We start from the raw sequence: 19,885 nt of genomic DNA on the forward strand, positions 1-19,885 counted from the left end.
CTCTAAAAGGACGGAATCAGGGAATTCCTCCCTAATAATCAGGGGGATTTCTTTATTAGTTACTGAATCGGCCAAAATTAAGGGAAGTTTTCCCTAATTATAAGTCTGATGAACAGAAATCTCTGAATTTTAGGGAGAAATTCCCCAATTGCTGTATAAGTGCTTCACTTATTGCATCCTTTGGAGCATCAATAGGTACGCCCCTTGATTCAATTGGTTATCAAATAAAGGATGCTCCACCGTAACATTAGAGATCAGGTGGCTTTACTTTTGCCCCTAATCTACTGAAACAAACAGTAGTTGACCAAAAATGCAAAACAGCGATTCTCCAATATTAGGAGAATCGCTGTTCTGTTTGACTTTTATGGTTTTGGGCATGAACGTTTTGGGGACAGCCTTTTTCTAACTATACGTTATCTTAATAGGTCCACCAGTTACCAGACATAACGATCATCGAAAACAGCTTGATGCTGTCTTCATAGTAATCTTCTGCAGCACTGCTTGCTGTGTGGCTCCAGAGAGAATTCAACCAGCTTTGGTAAGTTGATGAGGTCATCGCACTGACTCCAAATGGAGCATAGAAGGCACCGCTATTGTAACTTCCAAATACGGTTCCGTTTAGCTTGTACCCATCTTTTATACTACCAGGTGTACTGCTTACTTTAGTCTTAATCCAGCTATTCATCTTATTGAGCTGCGTAAGCGCCCTGCTGTCTCCAGTAATCAAATAATCTGTTGCGATCCGCCATGGGGTACGACAAGAATTGTAATTGTAATTCCCGTCATTGGCATCCTCAAGGAAATTCGCCGCAGCAGGTTTATACACACCCCCAGAGTAAACTACGAAATCAGGCAACAGCCCAGTGCTAGAGCTATAACCCGTATAAAGGCTATTTATAATCGTGTACGTTTTATCGATAACATTCGTCCAGCGGGTATCTCCTGTAGCCTGTTGGAATGCTTTTAAATGATTTAGCATGAAATCAGAAGGTCTAGTTGCCGTATTATACGAGCCGCTATTCGCCCAGTCACCTAGACGGATCGTCCACTGTGTCTGGTTAATCTCATTGTCCATAATCGCATTAATGATATCTTTTGCAGCTTGTAAATAATTGATCGTACCACTACTTCCCCACTGCTTGTCCGCAAGCAGCAATGAGAACGCTATATCCATATCTCCATCTGTAGCAGAGTCCTCGCCTTCAATATTTTGAAAGCTGCTGTTTTGCTTCCAGGACATCAAATAAGGGTTAATTGCACTTGGGTGAGCCTTGTAATAATTATATAAGCCGTCAAAATAAGTCTGAGCATTGCTGTCATAACCAGCCATCAAAACTGTGAACAACATCCCGTAACCATGTGCTTCAGATACCGTTTCTCCATCTGAATTATACTTAACGTAATATTTGCCAGTGCCAGCTGGTTTGAGATAGGCCGTTTTCCACGCATCCCATTTGGTCTTCACTGAATTATCCATACTGGTCTGGGTTACATTGTTTGGCTTGATAGATCCACTCGTGTAGGTGGAATGTTGCGGAAAAGGTTTGTTCACTGCTGCAAACGCGGAACCGGCAGGAAGAATACTAATTACCAAGCATACGACAATAAGGCTTTTCCAACTCAACCTAAGCTTTGCATCCTTCTTCATCATTCATTGCCTCCTCTTCAATTGTGGTAATAAATTTGAAAGAAAACAGCAAGCTAATTCGTATTCGCTATCATTGTAATACAGAATATGGAATTAATATATAAGCAATTCCATTAATAGATCATTAGTACTATATATCTGAGACTTAGATTTGTTCTCACTCCTCAACTAAAAAAAGGATGGTTCCACAACCAACTTCATTCATGGCTGTGCAAACATCCTTTAGATAAAAATCCATTCGCTATTCTCGTAATTTATTCAATTTGAATCGATACGCAATGTATGGAAGACCCGGAAAGACCAACATACAAAGTGTGACCACTACTAACACCAGGCTGATATTCCTCACGATCTCAGGTAACCATCCATTAACGCCCAAGATCGCTAGGAAGATAAAAGCAATCAAAGCTATAAGCAATGGCAAGGCTACTTTGCCCATCGTTTTCTTTTCACGTTCATATTTGTCAATGAGGGTCCCTGTGTCCGAGTAGATAGGCGCCGTACCTGCAGCTGCCCGAAAGATATGAAACCCATTTCCGGCAGAACAGACATAAGTCCATCCGGCATCTTCAAAAATCAAATAATACTCCTCATCGACATTTGTGTGATAATCTACACTGTACTCAAGATTCTGGGGATCTCCCTTTCTTAACTTATAACCCAAAGGTGCAAAGCTCTCCAGGAGCCAGCCCCCTTTGGCATACTTACTCAATTTCTGCATATCTCCTTTTTCAGTAAAAGCTAAGCCCCCGCTGGTCACATATTTTGTATTCTTCATGCCTATTCCCCACCTTTTATTTGAGAATTTGTTCTGCATGTCTAATCATTTCTTTTCGGCGCTCTACTTCTTTTCTTAGCAATCCAATCCCTTTTTCCGTTGCAATATACGTTTTTCGTTTGTCGTCCTCTTCTTCTTTATACAGCTCAATAAATTCAGCCGCTAGCAGCTTCTTAATGGTTGTATACATGGAAGCAGGCCCAATTGAAAATTGATTGTTCGTCATCGTTTCGATTGATTTCATAATCAGATATCCGTGTTTGGCTTCGACTAAAGACAAGAGAATATAAAATGCAGTGTCTGTGAGCTCTCCCATTTCCAATGAGTCCGTTCTTGACACTTAATCACCTCCTCATATGTATCATTAAAAGATATATCATTAAATGAACTATATCTTTTAATGATACACTTGTCAACTGCTGGCATAAAATTCAAACTACCTTCTCATACTAGGTGAAGAATATGGAGGTGAATGTCATGCCCAAAAATAGTGCCAATCCCAAAGAAGCTCCAGGAAAACATCAACCAAGTAAGAAAAACAATGCGGAGAATAACAACAATTTCAATGAAGCCGCTCAGATGGTGAACATCGATAAGGCTGCTGATTATGTGCCCAGCTTAAACGGTGTCTCCAAAACTGATGTTTAAGCTATACCGCTAATAACTTCTTCAAACAAAAAACACTCCTCAGAATTTTCTGAAGGAGTGTTTCAATCCGTGGCAGCTTCATTTCAAGTTCTCTAACTCAGCAGTCACTTTTTCAATTAAGTTCACGAAGGAAGCCAGCTCTTGAGAGCTTTTGACCTGATCCTTGGAATACATGGAGTTGTGTTCCGATTCTTTTTTCACCTTGGAAAGGGTGGCATTGATATTGTCGAGTTTCTGGTCAATGGTTACCAGTGAATCCTTTGAGCGACGGGCTAGCTTACGAACTTCATTAGCCACAACTTCAAAACCTCTTCCAAACTCCCCAGCTCTGGCTGCTTCAATAGCCGCATTCAGGCCTAAAAGATGCGTATGATCAGCCACTTCTCTAATCATCGTACCCACTTGATGAATAGACTCCACCTCTTTGTCCAAATATAATACCGTTTGATGCGTTTTCTCTTGATAATCAGCATTTTTACTAGCTAAACTTTCTATCGATTCACTGCTATCCTTTAATTGAACCATCAAAGATACCAGCTCCTGAACGGCTGAACTCACTCCTGTAAGCAGGTGATTTTGCTTCTCCAGCAAGTTTTCTATTTTTGCTTTTTCATCCACTTCATAGGCTTCAAGAACGAGCTGTGAATCGAGATTAAACATCTTGGTTAAGGCATGAATAACAGGCTTCCATTCGTTTGGTAATATCCGTTCAAAATAAGCAGTAGCCAAATCCAGATATAATATGTACGTCCCCAAATACCAATTCGTTGTTAATCCAATACGGGAATGGATTTTCCCGATAAGCAAACGTCTTTCAATAAATGCTTCATCGATCACACCAGCGGCCATAGATAAAAAATACCACTGCTGTGTTTCTTTCAATCGATCCAGTGTACTGTGCTGCTCAATGATGTGGAGCAGCTCTGGCTCCATCGTCATCTGTTTATACAGCTCCTCAACCAATGAGCTAACGATTAAGTTGAATTCTTTCTCCTTGCTTTTTAATAATTCTAAATCAGCCTCAGTAATCCCTATATAGCTAACTTGCTGGAGTCGTTCTGGACTAAGATTGATCATACCGTCGTTAACATCCCTCTCATAACTGTTTATTTTTCTCAGCCATCCCCTATGGCATCTATATCTCTTGATTATAAAGGTATTATTTCAATAAATTTTAACACTATATTTACCTATATTGCTTAATAATTTTACAAAACCTCACTAGTTGCCCTTAGATTTGGCTTCCTATTCATGAATAAAGGGCTGCCGCAGCAGCCCTTTCAGTTTCAAGCTTTAAATTACGCCGCCATTTCACGGCAAACTTTTGCACAAGCTAAGCAAGCTTCTGCACATTGCTGGCAATGTTCATGATCATGCTTTTGGCATTCGTTGCCGCAGGCTTCACAAGCTTCTGCACAAGCTAAACAAATCTCTTTTGCATATTTACTGTTCATCGACATGGCATGAGCTGCAAACTCGCATATATCCGCACATTCACGATCCAGGCGAATGCACACCTTCATCATCCCCACATGATCCTCATCCAAACAAGCTGAGTAACAGTGATTGCAAGCTATCATACATTTTAAACACTCATCGATACACTCTTTGTAGTTTTGATGTGCCATAACACATTCTCCTCTCAATTCATTAATTAGGATAGTCCCCTACTCTATATATACCCAATTTGAGCAAATAAAAAAGGATTCCGGGGAATCCTTCCGATTGATCAATTATCTAATTAATTTATTGATGGTAACTAATAGTTCATCCAGTACCTCGTTCTCACCTTCCTGGATACGTTCCACTACACAACTTTTCATATGATGCTCCAGCAAAAGCTTGCCCACGCCGTTCAATGCAGATTGGACCGAGGAGATTTGATGCAGCACATCATCACAATAGGTGTCTTTTTCAATTAACCCTTTTAGCCCTCTAACCTGACCTTCAATTCTATTGAGCCGGCTAATCAAATTCTTTTTAGTTTTATCTGAGTGATGACTTTTCCGCTCATCCGTACTGCATGATTCATGCTCGTGAGTCAGATTATCCATGCACCGATCACCCCTTTCCTCGTATTTTTATTATACTATAGCCCCCCTATTCTATTCAAAAAATAAATCATTGATTAGATTTTCAATTCTTCATGAACTATAGCTGAAGTTTCAACCTGAATGGTTGTATGTTGAATTTTGAAATGATCGGCAATTAACCGAATCGCTTGCTGCAAAATGCGTTGGTCATCTGCTTCCTCTTCAATTAAGATATGACAGCTGAGTGAATCTAATCCCGAAGTTATGGTCCAGATATGCAGGTCATGAACATTTCTAACCCCCTCAATGCTTTCGAGGATTTCCTTTACTTCAGCTGGATTAATTGTAATCGGGGTGCCTTCCATAAGGACGTGAACGGTATGTTTGATAATTCCCCATGCCCCTCTAAGAATCAATAGAGCAACCAGTACGCTTATGATTGGATCAGCAACATACCAGCCAAAAATCATCATGATTAAACCGGCAATAATTGCCCCTACTGAACCTAAAGCATCACCAAGCACATGGAGATAAGCACTACGGAGATTAATGTTATTTTTCACATCCCCTTTTCTCATAAGCGACCATGCACTAGCCACATTGGCTAAAAGACCAATACTTGCGATCAGCATCATAGATCCGCTGGCAACTGTCGGCGGCTCAAAAAACCGCCCATAAGCTTCTACAATGATAAATCCAGCAACTACAAATAAAGTAACTCCGTTTAAGAGTGCCGCCAAAATTTCAAATCGATGAAAACCATACGTTTTGTTCGGAGAAGCAGGTTTAGTTGCAAACCAGACCGCTACTAGGCTTAATGCTAGAGAGCTTGCATCGTTTAGCATATGCCCACTGTCCGATAACAGGGCTAAGCTGTTAGTAATCAACCCACCAAAAAACTCCAAAAACATAATTCCAACCGTAATGATCAACGCAATCAAAAGCCCTTTTTTATTTCCACTAGGATCAAAATGTTGATGCCCGTGAGAGTCATGGGAGTGACTGTGTCCTTCATGCGCGTGACTGTGTCCTTCATGCGCGTGACTGTGTCCTTCATGAGCGTGGTCGTGGTTACTGTGATCGTGATTGGACTGTTGCCCGTGTACATTCTCGACCTGATGATTGCGTTTGTTCTTCTTGTTCATCATGCTTAACCTCCTATTACCTTCAGCTAGATAGTATTCGTAGCCCTGCGCAGTTACATTCAAAAGCTCCAGTTAATAATAACATATGAGCATGTATTCATATGTTATTATTAACTGGATTTTTCTTCTTGTCAATAAAAAAGCAACAACAAATGATTGTCTCTGACCTAATAAAATAAAGAGGACCCTCCGCAGCTCTTCCTGCATGAAGGATCCTCTCGAATCAGAACCGTGTATTAAATCAAATCTGATTGTTGCAGCAATCTTTGGATGATAGCCGCAACTTCTGCTCTCGTAATGAAGGCTTGTGGGGCAAGTACATTTCCGCTTCTGCCCGTGATGATTCCTGCTTGCAGGCTGTCTGCGATGCCACTCTTCGCCCAGTCTGATGCTTCATTCGCATCCGTGTAAATGCTCAGCAGCTCGCTTGCTTCTTTGGCCGGAAGATTTGTCTTCAAATCGGTAATCACCATAGCTTTAGCAATAATACTCATCGCCTGTTCCCGAGTAATCTTGTCTGTTGGATGGAACGCTCCATCTTCAAAACCGTTGATTAGCTTATAGGAGTAAGCTGTCTGCACCGCATCATTATACCAATCTGAGACCTTTACATCCGCAAAGGATGTTGTCCCGCTTTCCAACTTCAATCCCAATCCACGTACGATAATCGCCGCAAATTCTGCACGTGTAATCTCCAGATTAGGGTTAAACAAATCGTCGCCGACTCCATTAATAACCTTACGGGAAGCCATCTCATTGACAATGTCCTTAGCCCAGTGGGTGGCGACATCCTTGAAGTTCTGTGGATCTTGAACTACAAAATACGTACTGTTCGTTAAACTGTGTATTTTCGCAAAGTGTTTGCCATCAATGGCAACAATCTGTGTGGGTACATGGCGGAACGTCCCCCCCGCTTCAAGCACTAGCCCAGTCGTGATCTTCTTAAGGTCTACACCATCCGCTAGAGGAATAGTTCTTTCCACATAGGTATTAAACTTAGTGAGTTCAACAGTTTTCCCAGCGTAAGTAACCTTCACCGTGAAATCTAATGGCTGAGCTACCAACGTTAGCTTTTCATTGGCTGCCAACATTTCTATTCTTTTCAGTGCATCCGCAGTCGGAACAGAAATTGAAATTTGCACCTTCACATCTTGTAGAGCAATGTCTGTGCCAAACTGTTTTGAAATTGCACTGATATCAATCTGTGCTGCTGATATTGTATAAGTGCCTTTTGGAGTACGAATGATTAGCAGCGCCTGCTTCTGCTCCATATCTTTGATGATTTGGCCATTAAGCTCGCCAATAATCACATGTGAAGTCGCAGTCACAGGGATAGTTATAATTGCATTCTGGTCTTCCTTTTCGATACGTTGCTCTATTTTTGCCTGATCTACAACAATCGTGGTAACCGTCTGCCCGTTATGCTCAGATATCGTTGCTGTTCCGGCATTTTCAACCTTACCGTTCACCAATACCTCAACCATGCTGCTAGATGGTGTAGCTGTAGCTGTAGCAGTGGATCCTGCTGTTGCAGTTGGTGCAGTTGTTGAAGGTGGTGCAGTCGGTGTTGATGTCGGTGATTCTGTTGGCGTTGGCGTTGGTGTTGGCGGTGATTCTGTTGGCGTTGGCGTTGGTGTTGGCGGTGTAGGTGTAACCTCAACCTCCGTTGATGACTTCGGTGTCACGGAGTTCGAAACTTCAGAAGCTACACTACTACCAGCGCTATTAATCGCTTTAACTGTAAACGAATAAGTGGTTCCATTCGCTAGACCTGTTACCGTTATTGGACTTGTTGCCCCAACCGTTACGATATTACCCGGAGAAGCAGTAACCTCATAATTCGTAATTGGAGTTCCCCCGTTCGAATCAGGAACTGCAAATGTCACAGTCGCCTCGCCATCTCCCGCTACCGCTATTAAGTCCGTAGGTGCAGATGGTGATGTTCTTGGTTTCGTGCTGACTTCGTTAGAAGCTGCACTCTCCCCGCCCGGATTAGATGCCTTAACTACGAAATAATAAGATTGGCCATTAGTTAACCCTGTCACATCATAGTTGTAGACAGATTCGCTTACTGTAGCCACTTGGGTCTCATAGATTCCAGAAGTGATACCTTGATATATAGTGTATCCAATCGCACCCTTCACCGGATCCCATGTTAAGCCGATGAGGCCATTACTTGCCACAGGTGAATGAAGTATTGGCGCGCCCGGCGCTGGAACCTGAGGCGTTCTAGTTACTTCATTGGAAGCCGCACTGATACCATCAGGATTAACAGCTTTAACAATAAAATAATAAGCAGTTCCATTAATTAATCCTACAGCATCGTAACTGTTCTCAGAGCCACTTATAGTAGCTACCTCAGCTCCATAAACACCTGAAGCTGTAGACTGATATACAGCGTAACTATCGGTACCATATACGGGACTCCAAGTAATACGAATATGTCCGTTTCCTGCTGTTACAGACTCAATACTTGGCGCAGCAAGTTCAGGCCAGGTAAGGTCAATAACTGCACTAGTGATCTCTGTAAGTCCTGTCGCATCAAATGCCAGTTGCGCTCCGGTAACTCCAGCTGCATTCGTAGCTCCCAGATCCGTAAAGGAAATGAGGCCCGCTACTGCTGTCAACGTCGTATTCCCCGTCAACGTCCAGCTTCCTGTGTCCTTCTTCGACACAGTAACAACCGTACTGTTGTCGCCAAGGTTTACATTCCCAAACTGATCCAGCAGCGTTATCACTGGCTGCTGCGCGAAGCTACCGCCATTGGTCTGCGGGGCACTTACGCCTGTGGTCAGCTTCATTGTCGCCGTGCTACCTGCGACAGGTGTAATGTTCAGCGCTGTTGCCGCTGGCGTGGCTACGCCTGCTTGGCTGAACACAACAGCCTGTGCTCCCGCTTTATTCAGCTTCAGGTTCACCTGAGCTACACCCTCAACGAAATCAACGTTGATCTTGCTCGGTGAAGCTGCCAAAGCGGTACTTCCTAAGCTTCCGTACGTTCCGTCCGGCGCAACATCATAACCCGTTACCGTCACTTCTTTTGTTCCGGTAAACGTTGTATCCGTATTGCCCAGCGAGTTCTTCACAGTCAGCGTAATGCCATTATCTACACCTACGACAGGCGTTAACGTCGCCGCTGAGGCAGTGATGCTTTGCGCTCCCTGTGGCTCTGGAAGATTCAACGCTACACTAGTGATCTGTGGAAGTCCTGTCGCATCAAATGCCAGTTGCGCTCCGGTGATTCCAGCTGCATTCGTAGCTCCTAGATCCGTAAAGGAAATGACACCTGCTACTGCCGTCAACGTCGTATTCCCCGTCAACGTCCAGCTTCCTGTGTCCTTCTTCGACACAGTAACAACCGTACTGTTGTCGCCAAGGTTTACATTCCCAAACTGATCCAGCAGCGTTATCACTGGCTGCTGCGCGAAGCTACCGCCATTGGCTTGCGGCGCACTTACGCCTGTGGTCAGCTTCATTGTCGCTGTGCTACCTGCGACAGGTGTAATGTTCAGCGCTGTTGCTGCTGGCGTGGCTACGCCTGCTTGGCTGAACACAACCGCTTGCGCGCCAGCTTTGTTCAGCTTCAGATCCACCTGTGCTACACCCGCAACGAAATCAACGTTGATCTTGCTCGGTGAAGCTACCAAAGCGGTACTTCCTAAGCTTCCGTACGTTCCGTCCGGCGCAACATCATAACCCGCTACCGTCACTTCTTTCGTTCCGGTGAACGTTGCATCCGTATCGCCCAGCGAATTTTTCACGGTCAGCGTAATGCCATTATCTACACCTACGACAGGTGTCAACGTCGCCGCTGAGGCGGTGATGCTTTGCGCTCCCTGTGGCTCTGGAAGATTCAACGCTACACTAGTGATCTGTGGAAGTCCTGTCGCATCAAATGCCAGTTGGGCTCCGGTGATTCCAGCTGCATTCGTAGCTCCCAGATCCGTAAAGGAAATGACACCCGCTACTGCCGTCAACGTCGTATTCCCCGTCAACATCCAGCTTCCTGCATCCTTCTTCGAAACAGTAACAATCGTACTGTTGTCGCCAATGTTTACATTCCCAAACTGATCCAGCAGCGTTATCACTGGCTGCTGCGCGAAGCTACCGCCATTGGCTTGCGGGGCACTTACGCCCGTGGTCAGCTTCATTATCGCTGTGCTACCTGCGACAGGTGCAATGTTCAGCGCTGTTGCCGCTGGCGAGGTTACGCCTGCTTGGCTAAACACAACAGCCTGAGCTCCCGCTTTATTCAGCTTAAGGTTCACCTGTGCTACACCCGCAACGAAATCAACGTTGATCTTGCTCGCTGAAGCTGCCAAAGCGGTGATTCCTAAGCTTCCGTACGTTCCGTCCGGCGCAACATCATAACCCGCTACCGTCACTTCTTTTGTTCCGGTAAACGTTGTATCCATATTGCCCAGCGAGTTCTTCACAGTCAGCGTAATGCCATTATCTACACCTACGACAGGCGTCAAGGTCGCTGCTGAGGCGGTGATGCTTTGTGCTCCCTGTGGCTGTGGAAGATTCAACGCTACACTAGTGATCTGTGGAAGTCCTGTCGCATCAAATGCCAGTTGCGCTCCGGTGATTCCAGCTGCATTCGTAGCTCCCAGATCCGTAAAGGAAATGACACCCGCTACTGCCGTCAATGTCGTATTCCCCGTCAACGTCCAGCTTCCAGTGTCCTTCTTCGACACAGTAACAACCGTACTGTTGTCGCCAAGGTTTACATTCCCAAACTGATCCAGCAAAGTAATTACTGGCTGCTGCGCGAAGCTGCCGCCATTGGCTTGCGGAGCACTTACGCCTGTGGTCAGCTTCATTGTCGCTGTGCTACCTGCGACAGGTGTAATGTTCAGCGCTGTTGCCGCTGGCGAGGTTACGCCTGCTTGGCTAAACACAACCGCTTGCGCGCCAGCTTTGTTCAGCTTCAGGTTCACCTGTGCTACACCCTCAACGAAATTAACGTTGATCTTGCTCGGTGAAGCCGCTAAAGCGGTGCTTCCTAAGCTTCCGTACGTTCCGTCCGGCGCAACACCATAACCCGTTACCGTCACTTCTTTTGTTCCGGTAAACGTTGTATCCATATTGCCCAGCGAGTTCTTCACAGTCAGCGTAATGCCATTATCTACACCTACGACAGGTGTCAACGTCGCCGCTGAAGCGGTGATGCTATATGCAAGAGTAGGTCCTAGGTTCAGGGTCATTTTAGTGAAATAATCCCCCACGACCTTAAAGTTAGTACCATCGTAAATAATGCCATTAAGATTAGAGGTAAGATCAGATGTTTCCTGAGTCCACGTGGATCCGTCTGCCGAAGAGAATAACTCCCCCTTCAATCCAACAGCCAGAAAACTCCCATTACCAAAGCTGATATTATTTAGTGCGCTAGCTGATATTGTAACCTTCGTAAAAGTTACCAAATCTTCTGTGGTTAGAATTACTGCCTGCTGGCTAAGTGTATCTTCTCCAACCAGAATATAAGCTCTACCATCATAGGCAATTCCCTTTAAAGAAGTATTGGGGAACCCAATCTCTAAGGGCACATTCCACTGTATTCCATCTGATGATTTTGCGATAACAACGCTCTCTTGCTCATAAGTAGTACTATTGTATTTCATCCCAAGAGCTACAAATTGATTATTCAAGTAAGCTACTGTATTAAATGCAAAATCCCCATTTTTAAATCTCTCTGTCCATGAGGTTCCGTTAACTGAAGAATAAATTCCGCCATAATCGGAAACAGCAACGTACTGATTTGTGCCAAAAGCAACGCCAGTCAGATTGTCCTGCACTCCGGTATCTGTCATAGTCCAAGTATCACCGTTGGTCGAGGTCACCACTTTGGCGTTAAGATTGTAGTTTTCTTTATCTGTAACCGCAATAAACTTCCCTGCTCCATAAGTGACCGCATTCATTCCCGGCAGCTTGGAGGGTGTGACATCGTTCCATACTGCGGAGCTATTAGATTTGTAAATAGAGCCATATTCCCCGGATGAGACGGCAACATAATTGCCATTACCATCCTTAGCAATACTTTTCAGATTACCGCTGACATTACTCCACGCCGATAGGTCAGAAGAAACCAGTAAGCCGTTGCCCCCTGAAGCAACATATTTTCCATTTCCGTAAACCATATTGTTCATCATCATTGTTGTATGGGTATCCGAAGATGTCCACTGGGTGCTGTCCAGCGGAGCCGCAGAAGATTTATAAATTACACCCTGCCCAAACAACAAATAGCTCCCATTTAAAGAACCTCCCCCATAAAATTGCTTGTTATCCCATGAGGCATCAACGGTCCAATTAGCACCGTCTGTAGAGGTGAATACTTTTTTAGCATACGGAGTCACGATATAACTAAAGAAACGATTATTTAAATAGATTACATTCGTAACATAAGGCCAACTAGAGTTATAGTGGTTGATCACAAGATCGGTTAAGGTGACCGTTGTCCAATTGATCAGATTCGTTGAGGTATAATAGACAGCATTGTTAGCAGAGACCACATATTTGTTGTTGCCATAAGCAATATCCGTTAAGCTTTGCATTCCGAATATTGCATTGGTAGAAGTGATTCCTGTGTCTGTCCAGTTAATGCCATCCGAGGATTGTAGTAGAGTTACATCATAAGAAGGTGGATTGGTGCCAGGTTTATATACTGACTGCCATACAAAGAACTTTTCATTGACCGCTTTCAACCTTTCCGGTGTGATAGCTAACGTTTTTTTTGTCCAATTTTCACCATCGAGTGAATTGTAAACTGCCTTTTCGCTACCATCAATAGCTAAGAACAGCCCATTAGCGAACACAATAGAAGTTAGTTTGGGGTTCCCCGCCTTTTTTGAGATAGACCAATCTACGCCATTTGATGATGTAGATATCCCTCCTTGGCCCACCGCTACAAAAACATTGTTACCAAAAGCAACACTGCTCAAATTTCCAGCTGATGTGGAGCTTTGATCTATGATATTGCTATTGCTATTGCTGGGTGCTGCATAAATTACTGCAGGCATAAACAGAGAACTGACGATAGAGAATACTAAACTTATTGCTAATAAAAGATTGCCACTCCGCTTAATCACAATTTTCCCCCTTTGGCATTACACCAAAATATAAATACTTCCACCATATGGAGATTAGATGTCTTTTCTAAGATTTGTAGCCATTTGGTTTGATTTTTATATCGGTATAATCCGAGAGAATTATTACGAATTTAACATTAAATTTTGATTAAAAACAACAATAATTTACACGCTTCACCTATCCATTTCCACAACCTTACAAATGAGAAAAAAACCTATTAAATATCAGGACTTAATCCTGAATTTAATAGGCTTTCAAGCTTTTTCTCGTAGAACTTTTTAAGCTGCTTAATCTTTTTTATTAAATAGAAATCGCTGCTTCTAAAGCTACTTCCATCATGCCGTTGAAAGAATTTTGTCTTTCTTCTGCCGTGGTTACAGCATGAGTAACTAACGAATCGGAAATGGTAAGAATACATGCAGCTTGTTTACCTAACACTTTCGCATTATGGAACAACGCATAACTCTCCATTTCTACACAAACACAGCCATGTTCATTGTAAAATTCATTAACTCCAGGCACATTGTCTTCATGATAGAATACATCGCTGGAATGAATTCTCGCCGTCAGAACTGGCTTGTTAATACGTGTAGCCGCTGCTTCAATGACTTCGTTCAATTCTTTACTTGGCAGCTGGATATCTCCTTCTACACCGCTTTGCACATAGGCATATGTAGATTCACTCCACGCGCTATCCGCCAACACCACGTCAAATAAATTCAATTTATCAGTATATGCTCCAGCACTACCGATACGAATGATGTTTTCCACACCATAGTTTTTGTATAGTTCATAAGAATAAATACCGATACTTGGCATTCCCATTCCCGAACCCATTACCGAAACCTCTTTGCCTTTATAAGTTCCTGTATATCCAAACATATTACGTACCGTATTAAATTGGGTTGGGTTCTCCAAATAGGTTTCTGCAATATACTTCGCTCTCAAAGGATCTCCTGGCATTAATACTGTTTTGGCGATTTCACCATTTTGTGCTGCATTGTGCGGCGTTGACATAATTTATTCCTCCTATGTTGATTACTCATTACTATCTTACTATACCATTCATGATTTTAAATATACGTTTAAAATTTTCTTTTATTGCGACAAAAATACTGCTACTGAATCTCTTTTTATAATTTATTAGCAAACTCGTTAAGTTTTTGGGACATTATCTTTATTTCCTCAATAAATGTAGAAGTATGCTGAACAGATGCCGCCTGTTCTTGGCCGATAGCTGCTATCTTCTCTATCGAATTAGCCATTTGATTCGTAATTCCCTTAATCTGTAACATGGTTTTATTTATGTTTTGCGTCGAGGCGACGGTTTCCCTTGAAAATTTCCGGATTTCCTTGGCTACGACTTCAAAACTTCTACCTTTCTCACCTGCATGCGCTGCTTCTATTGCAGCATTCAGCCCAAGTAAATTCGTTTGATCAGCAACCCTGTTTATAATGGATAGGACTTCTGTTGTATTCTCCACATCTTTTCCAGCCTGCTGAGATTGAATGAGTAGTTCCTGAGAGTGATCGGAAAGTGAACTTACGCCATAGGAAATATTATTAATTTGCTCATTGGCTTGGGATAATGATTCCGAGATTTGTTCTACAATGGCTTTTAATTCACTTTGTCTTCGAATCTGAACTGCAATCCCGCCAATGACTTGTCCCGTTTGATCGTGAAGAGGTGTTGCTGTACCTGTAAACTCAAATCCATAAAAGTGGGCTGGAACATCGGACTTCAAGGTACGATTCTCTTGTATCGCTAAGTAAAGTGGTTCTTCTTTGTGTAAAGGTTGTCCTTCGTTAATGTTTAAATTTATGGTGTCGCCAGGAAAATAAGCAACGAACCGTTCCAAATCACATATCGCTATTGATAAATCAGCGGGGATAGATAATTTTATAATTGGTATAAGTGAGATAAATTTGTCTAACGATTCAATGTTGTTAATCACAGAAATATAGTCTCCATTCCAGCAAAACGTTATTTATAGCGCACCAAGTCTAACCAGATCATGCCTTACATACATGCATTTAATCTAAACCCTTAATTTTGCTTAATTCATATTTTAGATATGTATTCGCGAAAATCTTCATAAAATCCTCCAAAAAAGTTTACAAACACCCATTTCTCTCTCACAAAAGATAAAAAAAGCCCCCACTTTGTGAAAAGTGAGGGCTTTCGTTCTCTTGCTGTTACTAACAATATCGATTAGTTACGGATCAGATAATCAAATGCTCCTAGCGCTGCAGTTGCACCGGATCCCATCGAGATAATGATTTGTTTATAAGCACTATTAGTGCAGTCACCAGCAGCAAATACTCCTGGTAAGCTAGTAGCACCATGGCTATCTACAACAATCTCACCTACGCGAGTACGTTCAACTGTGTCACCTAGCCATTCTGTATTTGGAACCAGACCAATCTGTACAAATACACCCTGCAATTCAACATGGTGAGTCTCTTCTGTCGCACGATCAACATAAGAAATACCATTTACCTTATCAGTTCCGGTAATCTCTTTAGTTTGCACGTTTTTAAGAACAGTAACGTTAGGAAGGCTATAGAGACGATCTTGCAGTACAGCATCAGCTTTGAGCTCTGGAGCAAATTCCAGAACCGTTACATGCTTCACTATACCTGCAAGGTCAATAGCTGCCTCAATACCTGAGTTACCGCCGCCAACAACTGCAACATCTTTGCCTGCAAACAAAGGACCATCACAGTGTGGGCAGTAGGCTACACCTTTGTTCTTGAATTCAGCTTCACCAGGCACGCCCATATTCCGCCAACGAGCACCTGTAGACAGAATGACCGTCTTACTCTTTAGAACAGCACCGTTCTCAAGTTCAACTTCAATTAAGTCATTTTTGTCTAGACGTCTGACACGCTGCAATTTCATCACATCAATGCCATACTCTTTTACTTGCTCTTCAAGTTTAGCTACGAGTTGAGGACCTTCAGTGTACTTCACACTAATAAAGTTCTCGATACCAAGCGTGTCGTTAACCTGTCCGCCAAAGCGTTCAGCAACAATACCTGTACGAATACCTTTACGTGCCGCATAAATGGCTGCACTTGCACCAGCTGGGCCGCTGCCGACAACAAGCACATCATATGGAGCTTTATTGTCAAACTCAGATGCGTCCACACTGCTGCCCATTTTAGCTAAAATTTCTTCAACCGTCATACGACCACTTTCGAAAAATTCACCATTAAGGTAGACGCTTGGAACAGACATAATTTCTTTGCTTTCTACCTCTTCTTTGAATACTCCACCGTCAATCATCGTATGGGTAATGCCCGGATTAAAGATACTCATAAGATTCAGTGCTTGTACAACATCAGGGCAATTATGACAGCTCAGGCTAACATAAGTTTCAAACTTATATTCACCACTAATGCCTTTGATCTGATCAATTACACTTTGCTCAACCTTAGGAGCTCTTCCGCTAACCTGCAACAGAGCCAATACTAATGAAGTAAATTCGTGTCCAAGCGGAGTTCCGGCAAAGGTTACGCCTGTATCTTCACCCACACGATTTACACTAAAGCTTGGGGTTCTAGACAGTTCGGTTCTTTCCACCGTAATCCTAGGTGACATTTTGGCAATTTCATCAACTAGTTCGGTCATCTCTTGTGATGCCTCGTCAGCGCCTGCACTGAGTTTCAGTACTACATCGCCTTCCAAGAGTTCTAGGTATTGCGCTAGTTGAGCTTTTATTTCTTGATCTAGTTTCATTTAGCTTTCGCTCCTTAAATCTTACCTACAAGATCGAGACTTGGTTTAAGAGTTTCTGCACCTTCCGACCATTTCGCTGGGCAAACTTCACCTGGATGATTGCGTACATATTGCGCTGCTTTAATTTTGTTAACAAGAGCGCTAGCATCACGGCCGATACCACCAGCATTAATCTCAACAGTTTGAATAACACCGTCTGGATCAATGATGAATGTACCACGATCAGCAAGACCGTCAGCTTCGATCAATACATCAAAGTTGCGGGAAACCACATGGGAAGGATCGCCGATCATAATGTATTTCACCTTGCCAATTGCTGCGGAGCTTTCATGCCATGCTTTATGTGTAAAGTGTGTGTCAGTAGAAACGGAATATACTTCAACACCTAGTTGTTTGAGGGTTTCATATTGGTTCTGCAAATCTTCTAGTTCAGTTGGGCATACGAATGTGAAGTCAGCTGGGTAAAAGCAAACTACACTCCATTTACCTTTGAAGTTTTCTTCTGTAACATCGATAAATTTCCCATCTTGAAATGCGCTTGCTTTGAATGGTAGTACTTCTGTTCCGATTAATGACATATTGTTTAATCTCCTTTGGGTTTAATTTATGAATAGAGTGGATACTATTTATAATTATTATAATTAACCAAATTAAGGCCTGTCAAGTTATTTATAATAATTCTAATATGATAATCGTTGTCAGTCGCTAAATGTTCATACAAATTCCTTTCTTTCGGATTTAAATACAACACTTTATCATCTGACTGATGCTCATTCGTGCTTATTGACTATTATGGTTTAGTTTACATGTTTTATGTAGTTCAATTTCTACAATTCGATGTCTTCTACTATTACATTGATAATATTCAAGGATTCTTCCGCTACTGTTGGGTTAGAATAATATCGATTTCCATTATAGGTGATCAGTGCTTTCCATAAAGCCCACCCTCTTGCTCTATTCCACGTTTGTGCATCCATGTTTAATACCTTTTTAAAGATCCTTCTACTAGCCTGATCAAAAAAAGTCCACGCCATTGCAGCATCACAAGCAGGATCACCCACCCCTAATATGCCAAAATCAATGACTGCACAAAGCTGTCCGTCTTTGACTAATATATTTCCAGGTGCGACATCACCATGAACCCAAACTGGTTCTGACTCCCATTCAGAGTCTAATGCCAGTTCCCAGATCTTTTTCAATAGACCTTCATTAAAAATATCTTTATTATGCTCAATCGCATTTCTAGATTCCTCATCATATACAGCTAAGGACCCACCTCTATAAAAATTATGCTCTCCGGCTAAAGGTCCCCCACTAGCATCAATAGACTGTAATTCAATTAAAAAGCTTCCCAAGTCTCTCGCAAATTGATTGAGATCATTAATGTTCTCATGGGATAAAGTCTCTCCCTTTAGCCAATTATTAATAGACCAAGGCCAGGGATATTCTTTGGTAGGTGTCCCTTTCGCTAATGGTGTTGAAATAGGTAACGTCAGTCCTTTCTTTAAAAAAGGTAACCATTGTTGTTCTTTCTCCACTTGAGGAACATAAGCGACTGCACTTGGTAATCGCACACTCATCTGTTCACCTAAATGAAAAGTCCGATTATCATGCCCACTGAATTTCACAGGTCTGATCTCTAAATCGGACCATTCAGGAAATTGTTCATTTATTAATCTTGCTACTAAATCGACGTCTATAGTATTCATAAATATCTCCAATCATGATTTACAAGCATTATTTGGTTGTCTTAAATATTTTCTAGTGACATATGGTATGTGTAAGCTTTATATATTAGTTATAAAGTACAAAGAGAATATACTTTTTTTATAGCTCGATATATATCAGAAGGAGATCTTTGTATATGGAATATGATAGCCTTATCAATGAAATTAAACACTCCTATCAAATAAATATAGAGAATATCAGCCTTCATCGTGAGATGATCGGTAGGGTGTATTTTTTGCAGAACCAAGAGAAAAAGTATATGTTCAAAATATTTCGTAGCTTTAAAACGGATGATGCTCTGCAGACGGTTCGCATCCTCGATTATTTAAAAGCTAACTCATATCCAGCAGTTTCTGTGATTAGAACTGTACAGAATGATAGCCACATTATACTCAGTAGTCAGGCTAGCAGCTGCGTTGGAATACTATACGATTATGTCGAGGGAGCAACACCCGATGGTAAAATCGAGGCGAAGAGCATCGGGACACAGATCGGGAAACTCCATAACTTAATGGAGCGATACCCCGAGAAGCTTATCCGTAGAACAAAATTCGATTACATCGATGGTTATATCTCCAATATGCAAGATCTCCAATTTGACCCAGGAAAAATCCTTGAACTAAATCATTACGGCAATGAATTATGGGAACGTATCACAAGGCTTCCCAAAAGCTTTTGTCACGGTGACCTTCACACAGGAAATATGCTCAGAAATGAGTGCGGTGAATATATTCTTTTGGACTTCGATGATGCTTCGGGTGATTATCCGAGTATGGATGTTGCATACATGTGTGATGCTACCGATTTTAATCACTCAAATGAATCGATGTATGATCAAACCATGCGTTTGTACGAACGTTTCTATTCGGGTTATAGTACAACACGTACAATAAGTAGTAATGAGTTTAAGGCTCTTTTCGATTTTATTGCGATCAGACATTTTCAAATCATCTCAAGAATAGTGCAGTGTCAAGGATTGCAAAGTATATCCAAAGAATTCTGCGATGAACAATATAGTTGGCTTATGAAATGGCAAGAACTTTGCATTAAACACGGGTAAAAATACTGACGTTT

General features: G+C 42.3%; 15 protein-coding genes. 2 read left to right on the top strand and 13 right to left on the bottom strand.

What is annotated here, in order from left to right; all coding sequences use genetic code 11:
* Nucleotides 1-418: 418 nt before the first annotated feature.
* The 3 genes from MHI25_RS27425 to MHI25_RS27435 all read right to left on the bottom strand — a co-directional run bounded on the left by MHI25_RS27425 (nucleotide 419) and on the right by MHI25_RS27435 (nucleotide 2,766).
* Nucleotides 419-1,651: a glycosyl hydrolase family 8 gene (locus tag MHI25_RS27425; RefSeq protein ID WP_256717231.1), complete on the bottom strand. Its 1,233-nt coding sequence runs from the start codon at nucleotides 1,649-1,651 to the stop codon at nucleotides 419-421.
* Nucleotides 1,652-1,889: 238 nt separating this feature from the next.
* On the bottom strand, nucleotides 1,890-2,426 hold the full coding sequence (locus MHI25_RS27430) for a DUF2812 domain-containing protein (protein WP_076185471.1): 537 nt from the start codon (nucleotides 2,424-2,426) through the stop codon (nucleotides 1,890-1,892).
* Nucleotides 2,427-2,442: 16 nt separating this feature from the next.
* Nucleotides 2,443-2,766, bottom strand: coding sequence for a PadR family transcriptional regulator (locus MHI25_RS27435; RefSeq protein ID WP_036681391.1), 324 nt, complete (start codon nucleotides 2,764-2,766; stop codon nucleotides 2,443-2,445).
* Between the two features lie 137 nt (nucleotides 2,767-2,903).
* Here MHI25_RS27435 and MHI25_RS27440 point away from each other — a divergent pair, with 137 nt between their 5' ends.
* Nucleotides 2,904-3,074, top strand: coding sequence for a hypothetical protein (locus tag MHI25_RS27440; RefSeq protein ID WP_155288200.1), 171 nt, complete (start codon nucleotides 2,904-2,906; stop codon nucleotides 3,072-3,074).
* Nucleotides 3,075-3,152: 78 nt separating this feature from the next.
* Here MHI25_RS27440 and MHI25_RS27445 read toward each other — a convergent pair whose 3' ends face one another.
* The 10 genes from MHI25_RS27445 to MHI25_RS27490 form a co-directional block, all read right to left on the bottom strand.
* The gene (locus MHI25_RS27445; protein ID WP_076128790.1) at nucleotides 3,153-4,151 is read right to left on the bottom strand and encodes a globin-coupled sensor protein; all 999 of its coding nucleotides are present in this window, start codon (nucleotides 4,149-4,151) and stop codon (nucleotides 3,153-3,155) included.
* A gap of 221 nt (nucleotides 4,152-4,372) precedes the next feature.
* Complete coding sequence (locus MHI25_RS27450) at nucleotides 4,373-4,702, bottom strand: four-helix bundle copper-binding protein (RefSeq protein ID WP_076310323.1); 330 nt, start codon at nucleotides 4,700-4,702, stop codon at nucleotides 4,373-4,375.
* A gap of 105 nt (nucleotides 4,703-4,807) precedes the next feature.
* The gene (locus MHI25_RS27455; RefSeq protein ID WP_076128794.1) at nucleotides 4,808-5,128 is read right to left on the bottom strand and encodes a metal-sensitive transcriptional regulator; all 321 of its coding nucleotides are present in this window, start codon (nucleotides 5,126-5,128) and stop codon (nucleotides 4,808-4,810) included.
* 74 nt (nucleotides 5,129-5,202) lie between these two features.
* Entirely contained in the window at nucleotides 5,203-6,252 is a 1,050-nt protein-coding gene (locus MHI25_RS27460) for a cation diffusion facilitator family transporter (RefSeq protein WP_340395714.1), read from the bottom strand.
* A gap of 236 nt (nucleotides 6,253-6,488) precedes the next feature.
* Nucleotides 6,489-13,340: an S-layer homology domain-containing protein gene (locus MHI25_RS27465; protein ID WP_340394645.1), complete on the bottom strand. Its 6,852-nt coding sequence runs from the start codon at nucleotides 13,338-13,340 to the stop codon at nucleotides 6,489-6,491.
* 301 nt (nucleotides 13,341-13,641) lie between these two features.
* Nucleotides 13,642-14,358 carry a purine-nucleoside phosphorylase gene (gene deoD, locus MHI25_RS27470; RefSeq protein WP_036681380.1) on the bottom strand — a complete coding sequence of 239 codons (717 nt, stop codon included), beginning with the start codon at nucleotides 14,356-14,358 and terminating at the stop codon, nucleotides 13,642-13,644.
* Nucleotides 14,359-14,474: 116 nt separating this feature from the next.
* Nucleotides 14,475-15,296 carry a methyl-accepting chemotaxis protein gene (locus MHI25_RS27475; protein WP_076129804.1) on the bottom strand — a complete coding sequence of 274 codons (822 nt, stop codon included), beginning with the start codon at nucleotides 15,294-15,296 and terminating at the stop codon, nucleotides 14,475-14,477.
* A 257-nt stretch (nucleotides 15,297-15,553) separates the two neighbouring features.
* The gene (gene ahpF, locus MHI25_RS27480) at nucleotides 15,554-17,083 is read right to left on the bottom strand and encodes an alkyl hydroperoxide reductase subunit F (protein WP_076277814.1); all 1,530 of its coding nucleotides are present in this window, start codon (nucleotides 17,081-17,083) and stop codon (nucleotides 15,554-15,556) included.
* A 14-nt stretch (nucleotides 17,084-17,097) separates the two neighbouring features.
* Entirely contained in the window at nucleotides 17,098-17,661 is a 564-nt protein-coding gene (gene ahpC, locus MHI25_RS27485; protein WP_036681373.1) for an alkyl hydroperoxide reductase subunit C, read from the bottom strand.
* 249 nt (nucleotides 17,662-17,910) lie between these two features.
* Entirely contained in the window at nucleotides 17,911-18,792 is an 882-nt protein-coding gene (locus tag MHI25_RS27490) for an aminoglycoside phosphotransferase family protein (RefSeq protein WP_340394646.1), read from the bottom strand.
* Between the two features lie 155 nt (nucleotides 18,793-18,947).
* On the opposite strand from MHI25_RS27490, the gene MHI25_RS27495 reads away from it, so the two are divergent.
* Nucleotides 18,948-19,871, top strand: coding sequence for a phosphotransferase (locus tag MHI25_RS27495; protein WP_076282689.1), 924 nt, complete (start codon nucleotides 18,948-18,950; stop codon nucleotides 19,869-19,871).
* The last annotated feature ends 14 nt before the right edge of the window (nucleotides 19,872-19,885 follow it).

The organism is Paenibacillus sp. FSL E2-0177, from assembly GCF_037992975.1.
Classification (GTDB): Bacteria; Bacillota; Bacilli; order Paenibacillales; family Paenibacillaceae; genus Paenibacillus_AQ; species Paenibacillus_AQ odorifer.

Coding starts and splice junctions, on each gene's coding strand:
- MHI25_RS27460 (WP_340395714.1), bottom strand. CDS start 6,252: ATGAACAAGAAGAACAAACGCAATCATCAGGTCGAGAATGTACACGGG.
- MHI25_RS27490 (WP_340394646.1), bottom strand. CDS start 18,792: ATGAATACTATAGACGTCGATTTAGTAGCAAGATTAATAAATGAACAA.
- deoD (WP_036681380.1), bottom strand. CDS start 14,358: ATGTCAACGCCGCACAATGCAGCACAAAATGGTGAAATCGCCAAAACA.
- MHI25_RS27450 (WP_076310323.1), bottom strand. CDS start 4,702: ATGGCACATCAAAACTACAAAGAGTGTATCGATGAGTGTTTAAAATGT.
- MHI25_RS27445 (WP_076128790.1), bottom strand. CDS start 4,151: ATGATCAATCTTAGTCCAGAACGACTCCAGCAAGTTAGCTATATAGGG.
- MHI25_RS27425 (WP_256717231.1), bottom strand. CDS start 1,651: ATGATGAAGAAGGATGCAAAGCTTAGGTTGAGTTGGAAAAGCCTTATT.
- MHI25_RS27455 (WP_076128794.1), bottom strand. CDS start 5,128: ATGGATAATCTGACTCACGAGCATGAATCATGCAGTACGGATGAGCGG.
- MHI25_RS27440 (WP_155288200.1), top strand. CDS start 2,904: ATGCCCAAAAATAGTGCCAATCCCAAAGAAGCTCCAGGAAAACATCAA.
- MHI25_RS27495 (WP_076282689.1), top strand. CDS start 18,948: ATGGAATATGATAGCCTTATCAATGAAATTAAACACTCCTATCAAATA.
- ahpF (WP_076277814.1), bottom strand. CDS start 17,083: ATGAAACTAGATCAAGAAATAAAAGCTCAACTAGCGCAATACCTAGAA.
- MHI25_RS27430 (WP_076185471.1), bottom strand. CDS start 2,426: ATGAAGAATACAAAATATGTGACCAGCGGGGGCTTAGCTTTTACTGAA.
- ahpC (WP_036681373.1), bottom strand. CDS start 17,661: ATGTCATTAATCGGAACAGAAGTACTACCATTCAAAGCAAGCGCATTT.